Source organism: Klebsiella sp. JB_Kp031 (genome assembly GCF_040064295.1).
In the GTDB taxonomy this organism is placed as follows: domain Bacteria; phylum Pseudomonadota; class Gammaproteobacteria; order Enterobacterales; family Enterobacteriaceae; genus Klebsiella; species Klebsiella quasipneumoniae.
Genome location: NZ_JBEAJW010000003.1, coordinates 51,448 through 59,960 on the forward strand (window position 1 = coordinate 51,448; position 8,513 = coordinate 59,960).

Genomic DNA, 8,513 nt, shown 5'->3' on the forward strand with positions numbered 1-8,513 from the left:
ACTTTTTGTTGATAATTAAACATTGTGCGTATAACTTAATCCTGTCAGCGAATCTCCCATGGTAAAATGGCGTTCCGGGGTCGCTTCCTGACCACGATTCCAGCAGAGGATCATCCATGACATCAGAGTACACACAGCAGGTTGCACAGATCGCCGGGCCGCTTGAAGCAGCCATGGACGCCATGGCGGGAACGTTATCAGCGAATCAGGAGGTGGTGTTGCATAATCTCACTACCCCTGAACATTCCATTATCAAAATTATTAACGGTCATGTTAGCGGCAGGGGTAATGGCGATCATTTATTAGCCGGCCCGGAAAAAGATACCGGTTTTGCGCTGCTTCTGCAGAAGACGAATAACAACAAGCCGAGAACCATAAGCGATTATAAAACCGTCACCGCTTCAGGGAAAACGCTCAATAGCGCATCGACAATTTATTACAGCGAAGAGGGATATCCGCTTATCGCCTTCTGTATTAATGTCGACCCCTCGCCTTTTGAGCAAATACGCAAGAGCCTTGACGCGCTGCTGCCATCGCCGGCGGAGGCCGCAGAGGCGGTCGATCTTAATTTAGGCGGATTGATCGATCAGTCAATCCAGGAAATCATTGATAAATATTCAGTGCCGGGTAAAAAAATACAAAAAGCGCAGCGTTTGAAAATTGTCGCTGAAATGCATACGAAAGGTATTTTTAAAATGCGCGGGGGCGTGCAGCAGGCGGCTCAGGCCCTGGGGGTAACACGATATACGGTTTATAATGACCTTGAGGTGATGAATGAAAAATAATTCACAGCAGCGCATTCGCTTTTATCAGGTCGATGCTTTCTCAAAAGGCCCCTTTACCGGCAATCCCGCCGCGGTTTGTTTGCTGGAGGCGTGGCCTGAAGATAGCGTGCTGCAGCGCATTGCGACGGAAAACAACCTGTCGGAAACGGCCTTTGTTGTCAGGCAGCCTGACGGTTTCGGATTGCGATGGTTTACCCCAGCCGTCGAGGTCGATCTCTGCGGTCATGCCACGCTGGCTGCGGCCAGCGTGCTGCTCAATCAACAAGCGCGCGATCGGGTGCGTTTTTTCACCCGCAGCGGCGCGCTGGACGTCACGTTGCATGACGGAAAATATACCCTGGATTTTCCGCTGGTTGTTCCGTCACCCATCGCCGCGCCGCAAGGATTGTTCAAGGCGCTGGGACTGGCTGAAGACGCAGGTGAAACCTGGCAAGCCTCCGATATTATTGTCGTCATTGATGACGAAGCGCTGTTGGACGCGCTTAAACCCGACTTTAACGCCTTGAATGCCTTCAACACCCGTGGCGTGGTGGTCACCGCCGCATCACGGACCTTCGATTTTCGTTCTCGCTGGTTCGGTCCGCAGGTGGGAGTCAACGAAGATCCGGTCACCGGTTCGGCACATACTTTTCTGGCGCCGCTGTGGAGTGAGAAACTGGCGAAAAAAACGCTTCATGCCCAGCAAGGTGGCAACCGTAAGGGAGAACTCTTCTGCCACATCAAAGATAACGGACGTGTTGAACTCTCAGGCGAAGCCTGTCTGGTTATTGAAGGTACCTTTATTTTGTAAACCGACGAATCTATAGCTTATTTGCAAAATTATATTAGCTTAATGGCGAATTGTGATTCTCATCATATTAAATAGGCCTCTTTAATATTTTGGTGAGAATCATTCAATAACGTCATCCGGGGTTTGCCGTTTCCAGCCCCGGAGCATTGATAACAACAGGCATTTTTTATCCGTTACGTGCGAAAAGATAATAAGCGTGCTGCCTGCGCAACAGAGTCTGCGGCAGGCATAGCCAGCTTCAGCCATAAAAATGAGATTTTTAATGTTGTGTTAGCCAAAAATGCCTGAACGGGTCTTTGAATGGTTATCACTGGAATCGTTACTTTAACTCTGGGTATTAAATAACAACTAGCAAGTCGTTCATCCCGACAATATTGCCGAGAACTCACCTCTGCCGGTGTCGGAATCGGGAGCACTGACAGGGCTAACAGAGAGAATATTATGTTAACAAAACCAGATGATGAATCTAAGAAAAAGGCCACGCCCCTTGAGCGTCGTATTGTGGTTATTACGTTAGTCGCCATGTTAATACTTTATTCGGTGTTAATTATGACCCACTTTCGATAACTGGTTAGTCTGTCATATTCTGCGGCCCACCGTGGCTTTCTTACAACAGGTAGCACAATGAAAAAGTTCGTTGCAGTATTCGGTTTGGCATTATTAACGTTCACCGTTGCGGGGTGTTCCAGCGATTATGTATTAGAGAAAAAAAATGGTGAGATGATTATCACCCACGGAAAACCGGAGGTCGATGACGATACTGGGTTAATCACCTATGAGGATATCGCGGGAAATGAACATGCCATTAACCGGGATCAAATTATTCAGATGATCGAGAAATAGCCTTTGTATGGGCAGAGCTGGCGTGATGCGCTCTGCCCATTCACTTTGCAGAGTTAGCGAAACGCCTCCAGGCGTTTGATCTGCTGCCCGTCGGCAGTAAAGTTTTCCGCCGCCAGCCACGCCCGCAGCGCCGCATCGCGCGCAGGCCACTCGCCGTCGATGATGGACAGCATATCGCTGTCGCGCGTCCGCCCTTTACGCACCAGCCTCTGCCGCAGACGTCCTTCCCAGCTAAAGCCCAGCCGTTCGGCGGCGCGGCGCGAGGCGACATTCATCGAATCGCATTTCCACTCCAGCCGACGATAGCCATGGTCAAAGCCGTTCTTCAGCAGCAGCCAGACCGCTTCGGTACCCAGCGGGGTGTTTTTCATCCGTCGCGACCAGGTGACATGGCCGATCTCAACCGTGCCCATTTCCCGTTCGAACGCCATATAGCTGACGATGCCCACCGCCTGCTCGCTGCGCAGGTCAACCACCGCATACGGCACCAGGGCATCATCATTCACCTTGCCCGCGATCCAGTGGGCGGTCGCCGCCACGCTCTCCGGCCGCGTAGACGCCAGCCACGTCCAGTCGCTGTTGTCACCGAGCGCATAGGCGGCAAACAGATCCGCCGCATGACGGTCAACGTCCAGCGGCTCCAGTCGACAAAAACGGCCATTTAACGCCGTCCGTCGCAGGACTCGCGCCCCCTGCCAGCCTGGGACAAGGTCGTTCACCTGCTGGCCAAACTCATTGATTTCCGGCACACCCACCTCCTCGCAATAGACAATGCGTTATAGCAAGAAGCCCGCAGCGGAGAAAGGCGCTTCTGCGCGACCGGCAATAACCTGTCGTTCTTGATTATGCGTTTTTAGCATAAGGATATCCTTATTTTGACTTTACGCCTTTTCGCAAGCGGCCTAACGTAGCGAGGCATAAAAAATTAAAATAACCATTTTTCAGGGATTGCACATGACCAAAAAACTGTTGCCTTTACTGGTACTGACGGCGCTCTCCACCGCCGCGCATGCCGCCACGCCGCCCAACACGCTGGTAGTCGCCCAGGGTCTCGACGATATCGTCAGCCTCGACCCGGCGGAAGCGAACGAACTCTCCAGCATTCAGACGGTCCCCAGCCTCTACCAGCGTCTGGTGCAGCCGGACCGCAACAACCCTGAAAAAATCGTACCGATTCTCGCCGAAAGCTGGCAGGCCGATCCGGCGGCGAAAACCCTGACCATTAAACTGAAGCCGGATGCCAAATTCGCCTCCGGTAATCCGCTGCGCCCGGAAGATGTGATTTTCTCATACACCCGCGCGGTGACGCTGAATAAATCGCCAGCGTTTATTCTCAACGTGCTCGGCTGGCAGCCGGACAACATCGCCAGCCAGCTGAAAAAAGTTGACGATCATACCCTGACGCTGCACTGGACCGCCGACGTCAGCCCGGCGGTGGCGCTGAATATTCTCTCCACCCCCATCGCCTCCATCGTTGATGAAAAACAGGTGGCACCGAACGCGAAAAATAACGACTTCGGCAACGACTGGCTGAAGATGCACTCGGCGGGCAGCGGGGCCTATAAAATGCGCGTCTACCAGCCGCATCAGGCCATCGTGCTGGAGGCCAACGCCAGTTCCCCCACCGGCGCGCCAAAGATCAAAAGCATTATTATTAAAAACGTCCCCGACCCGGCTTCCCGCCGCCTGCTGATCCAGCAGGGGGATGCCGACGTGGCCCGCGACCTCGGCGCTGACCAGATAGCCGCCCTGCAGGATAAACCCGGCGTGAAGGTGCTGAGCATCCCGTCCGCCGAGCAAAACTACCTGGTGTTTAATACCGCCAACAGCGCCAACCCGCTGCTGAATAATCCGGCCTTCTGGGAGGGGGCGCGCTGGCTGGTCGATTATGAAGGCATCACCAAAAATCTGCTGAAAGGACAGTACTTTATTCATCAAAGCTTCCTGCCGGCCGGACTGCCGGGGGCGCTGGAGACCAATCCTTTCACCTTCAACCCGCAAAAAGCTAAGGCTATCCTCGATAAAGCGGGCATTAAGGATGCCCACTTCACCCTCGACGTGGAGAACAAACCGCCGTTCATCACCATCGCCCAGTCGCTGCAGGCCAGCTTTGCCCAGGGTGGGGTGAAGGTGGATCTGCTACCCGCCGCCGGCAGCCAGGTCTATGCCCGGGTGCGCGCGAAGCAGCATCAGGCGGCGATCCGCCTGTGGATCCCGGACTACTTTGATGCCCATTCCAACGCCAGCGCCTTTGCATGGAACGATGGTAAATCCAGCACCGTGGCCGGGCTCAACGGCTGGCAGATCCCTGAGCTGAATAAAGCCACCCTCGCCGCGGTGGCGGAGCCGGACCCGGCGAAACGCCTCGACCTGTACAAAACGATGCAGGAAACCCTGCTGCAGCATTCGCCATACGTCTTTATTGACCAGGGGAAAACCCAGATCGTGGTGCGCGACAACGTGAAGGGCTATCAGCAGGGGCTGAACGCCGATATGGTCTGGTACGATAACGTCACCAAGTAAGCGGGTTATGTCACCGGGCATGGCGGCCTCGCCCTGCCCGGATGACCGTTTCGCCACCCGGGTCCGGTGTGCGTCGCGCCGCCGGGAACCATGTTGATATACCAGGAATTTCCATTTTCCATGCCATCGTTTTCCACTCATCTTACCCGCCTGCTGCAGGGGCTGTTTACCCTGCTGCTGACGCTGTTCGGGCTGCTGCTGGTCACCTTCGCGCTCTCCGCGCTGTCGCCGGTCGACCGCGTGCTGCAGATCGTCGGCGACCATGCCAGTCAGTCGACTTACGACCAGGTTCGTCATCAGTTGGGTCTCGACCAACCGCTGCCGGTCCAGTTCTGGCACTACCTGGTCAACCTGTCCCATGGCGATCTTGGCATCGCCAGCGCCACCGGCCAGCCGGTGCTTCACGACCTGCTGGCGGTCTTTCCGGCAACCCTTGAGCTGGCGACCCTGGCGCTGATCGTCGGCGCGGTACTGGGCATCGTCGCCGGGGTGCTGTGCGCCCGTTACGCCGGTTCGCCGTGGGATTTGGCGGTGCGCACCTTTACCCTGTTGGGCAACTCGGTGCCCATTTTCTGGCTCGGCCTGCTGATGCTGGCCCTGTTTTACGCCCGGCTACAGTGGGCGCCGGGCCCAGGTCGCCTCGACGATATTTATCAGTACACCGTCGAGCCGCGCAGCGGTTTTGCGCTGATCGACACCTGGCTCTCCGGCGATATGGCGGCGTTTAAAAATGCCATCGGCCATCTGCTGCTGCCGGTGCTGGTGCTGGCCTATTACTCGCTGGCGAGTATCACCCGCCTGACCCGCTCCGCCTGCCTGAGCGAGATGAACAAAGAGTACATTCTGCTGGCGCGGGCCAAAGGGGCTGGTGAGATGACAATTCTGCTGCGCCACGTCCTGCCCAATATCCGCGGCACTCTGCTGACGGTGACCGCCCTCGCCTGGACCTCGATGCTCGAAGGGGCGGTGCTCACCGAAACCGTCTTCTCGTGGCCGGGGATCGGCCGCTACCTCACCACCGCGCTGTTCGCCGGGGATACCACGGCGATCATGGGCGGCACGCTGCTGATTGGCGTGAGTTTTGTGCTGATCAATAACCTGACCGACCTGCTGGTGCGGTTAACCGACCCGAGGGTGCGCTGATGCCGACTTATCTGTTTTTACGCCGTCTGCGCCGATCACCCGCCGCCTTCAGCGGCCTGGCCCTGGTGATCCTGCTGGTGCTGACCGCGCTGTTCGCCCCGTGGCTGGCGCCGCACGATCCCAACTGGCAGGATGCCGCCGCCCGTCTGCAGGGACCTGGCGCGGGGCACTGGCTCGGCACCGACAGCTACGGCCGTGACCTGCTGTCGCGCCTGCTCTACGGCGCACGTCCGGCGCTGGGTCTGGTGGCGCTGGTAACCGCCATTACCCTGCCCGTCGGGCTGCTGGTGGGTATCCTCTCCGGCTACTATGGCGGGTGGCTGGAGCGAATACTAATGCGGTTTACCGACGTGGTGATGTCGATGCCGCGGTTGATCCTCGCCTTCGCGTTCGTGGCGATGCTCGGCCCGGGGCTGGTCAACGGCGCGCTGGCGTTAGCCCTGACTACCTGGCCGGCCTATGCCCGTCAGGCGCGCAGTGAAATTCAGCGCCTGCGCCATAGCGACTATCTCGCCGCGGCGGAGATGCTGGGCATCCGCGGCGGGCGGCTGCTGGTCGGCCATATTCTGCCGCTGTGTCTGCCTTCGGCGATAGTCCGGCTGGCGCTCGATCTGGCGGGTATTATTCTCGCCGCCGCCGGGCTCGGCTTTCTCGGCCTTGGCGCTCGCCCGCCGATGGCGGAGTGGGGAGCGATGATTGCCGACGGGATGCAGGTGATTTTCGACCAGTGGTGGATCGCTGCCATCCCCGGCGCGGCAATCCTGCTCGCCAGCCTGGCGTTTAACCTGCTGGGCGATGGCCTGCGCGATATTCTGGAGCCGCAACATGACTGACATCCGACTGACCGTGCAGGGACTCGCTGTCGACTACCCCACCGCCCGGGTGGTGGACAACGTCAGCTTCACCCTCGGCAACGAGCGGCTGGCGCTGGTGGGCGAATCCGGCTCCGGCAAATCCATGACCGCCCGGGCGCTGATGGGCCTGGTGCGCAAGCCCGGGATAGTGAGCGCCGAACGGCTGGAGGTGCTGGGGCGTGATGTGCTGACCCTTAGCGCCCGCGGCTGGCGCGAGCTGCGCGGCAACGATATCGCTATGGTGCTGCAGGACCCGCGCTATGCGCTGAATCCGGTGCAGTCCATTCAGACGCAACTGGAAGAGGCGTTAATCCTGCATCAGCGTCTCAGCCGCCGCGGGCGCGCCGAGGCGGTCAAAGACGCTATCGCCGCCGTCGGTCTGGATCTCCCGGTCCTCAGCCGCTATCCCGGCGAACTCTCCGGCGGGATGGGGCAGCGGGTAATGATCGCCCTCGCGCTGCTCAATAACCCGAAGGTGCTGATAGCCGACGAGCCGACCTCGGCCCTTGACGCCCGCCTGCGCAACCAGATCCTCGAGCTGCTGGTGGAGCAGTGCGCGCAGCGGCAGATGGCCATGTTACTGATCAGCCACGATCTGCCGTTAGTGGCCGCGCATTGCGATCGCGTGCTGGTGATGTACCAGGGGAGACAGGTCGACGAGATGCCAGCGCGGGCGCTACCGACGGCGACGCACCCTTATACCCGCACCCTGTGGACCTGCCGGCCGAATGCGCATACTTACGGCCAGATGCTGCCGACCCTCGACAGAACTCAGGACTTTACGGAGACGGCCCATGGCGATCGTTAATCTTCAGGATTTACAGGTAACATTCGGCGCGAAGACGGCGGTCTCCGCCGCCAGTTTCCGTGTCGACGCCGGGGAAACCTTCAGCCTGATCGGCGCCTCGGGCTGCGGTAAATCGACGATTTTGCGCGTGCTCGCCGGATTACAGCGCGAATGGCGCGGCAGCGTGGATCTGCTCGGCCAGGCCATTACGCCGGGCGCCCGCTTTCAGGGCGAGCTGCGGCGCAACGTGCAGATGGTATTTCAGGATCCGTATGCTTCGCTGCATCCCAACCATACCCTGTGGCGCACCCTGGCGGAGCCGCTGCAGATCCACGGCATCCGCGACGTTGCCTCGCGGGTGACCACCGCCCTTGAGCAGGTGGGTCTGGCCGCCGACGCCGCGCGCCGCTATCCGCATCAGCTCTCCGGCGGTCAACGGCAGCGCGTGGCCATTGCCCGCGCCCTGCTGCTGCGCCCGCAGCTCCTGCTGCTGGATGAGCCGACCTCGGCACTGGATATGTCGGTACAGGCGGAAATCCTCAATCTGCTAAACCGCCTGAAACAGGAGCACGGCATGACCTATCTGCTGGTCAGCCATGATGCCGACGTCATCGCCCATATGTCCGATCGGGCAGCGTTTATGGCGGAGGGCGTGATCCAGCGCTTTTTCGATCGCGACGCGCTGGTCAACGGAGAACACCGAATGAGGTGAAGGCAGCGGATGCGCGGTTGTTTTGTCGGGTGGCGCTTCGCTTACCCGACCTACGATTCGTGCGACCTGCCGTTAA

Annotated in this window: 9 protein-coding genes; 8 read left to right on the forward strand and 1 reads right to left on the reverse strand. The window is 58.6% G+C overall.

The genetic code is table 11. The features are described from left to right. The first annotated feature begins 116 nt into the window (after positions 1-116). From ABLV64_RS04415 to ABLV64_RS04425, 3 genes are all read left to right on the forward strand, one after another. Positions 117-785, forward strand: a complete 669-nt coding sequence (locus ABLV64_RS04415; protein WP_004885662.1) for a PAS domain-containing protein — start codon at positions 117-119, stop codon at positions 783-785. Further along, positions 775-1,575, forward strand: coding sequence for a PhzF family phenazine biosynthesis protein (locus ABLV64_RS04420; protein WP_004885659.1), 801 nt, complete (start codon positions 775-777; stop codon positions 1,573-1,575). The genes ABLV64_RS04415 and ABLV64_RS04420 overlap by 11 nt, the downstream gene beginning before the upstream one ends. 624 nt (positions 1,576-2,199) lie before the next feature. Further along, positions 2,200-2,418, forward strand: a complete 219-nt coding sequence (locus ABLV64_RS04425) for a YgdI/YgdR family lipoprotein (RefSeq protein WP_004885657.1) — start codon at positions 2,200-2,202, stop codon at positions 2,416-2,418. 53 nt (positions 2,419-2,471) lie between these two features. Here the strand turns inward: ABLV64_RS04425 and ABLV64_RS04430 are convergent, their stop codons facing one another. Then, complete coding sequence (locus ABLV64_RS04430) at positions 2,472-3,167, reverse strand: GNAT family protein (RefSeq protein ID WP_348843315.1); 696 nt, start codon at positions 3,165-3,167, stop codon at positions 2,472-2,474. A gap of 205 nt (positions 3,168-3,372) precedes the next feature. Between ABLV64_RS04430 and ABLV64_RS04435 the strand changes: the two genes are divergently transcribed. The 5 genes from ABLV64_RS04435 (at position 3,373) to ABLV64_RS04455 (ending at position 8,437) form a co-directional block, all read left to right on the forward strand. Next, on the forward strand, positions 3,373-4,941 hold the full coding sequence (locus tag ABLV64_RS04435) for an ABC transporter substrate-binding protein (RefSeq protein ID WP_117263412.1): 1,569 nt from the start codon (positions 3,373-3,375) through the stop codon (positions 4,939-4,941). Between the two features lie 120 nt (positions 4,942-5,061). Continuing rightward, entirely contained in the window at positions 5,062-6,084 is a 1,023-nt protein-coding gene (locus ABLV64_RS04440; RefSeq protein WP_043521729.1) for an ABC transporter permease, read from the forward strand. Beyond that, entirely contained in the window at positions 6,084-6,917 is an 834-nt protein-coding gene (locus ABLV64_RS04445) for an ABC transporter permease (protein ID WP_004885647.1), read from the forward strand. The genes ABLV64_RS04440 and ABLV64_RS04445 overlap by 1 nt, the downstream gene beginning before the upstream one ends. Then, on the forward strand, positions 6,910-7,746 hold the full coding sequence (locus ABLV64_RS04450) for an ABC transporter ATP-binding protein (protein ID WP_032455688.1): 837 nt from the start codon (positions 6,910-6,912) through the stop codon (positions 7,744-7,746). The genes ABLV64_RS04445 and ABLV64_RS04450 overlap by 8 nt, the downstream gene beginning before the upstream one ends. Beyond that, on the forward strand, positions 7,733-8,437 hold the full coding sequence (locus ABLV64_RS04455) for an ABC transporter ATP-binding protein (RefSeq protein WP_004885642.1): 705 nt from the start codon (positions 7,733-7,735) through the stop codon (positions 8,435-8,437). The genes ABLV64_RS04450 and ABLV64_RS04455 overlap by 14 nt, the downstream gene beginning before the upstream one ends. Positions 8,438-8,513: the final 76 nt, after the last annotated feature.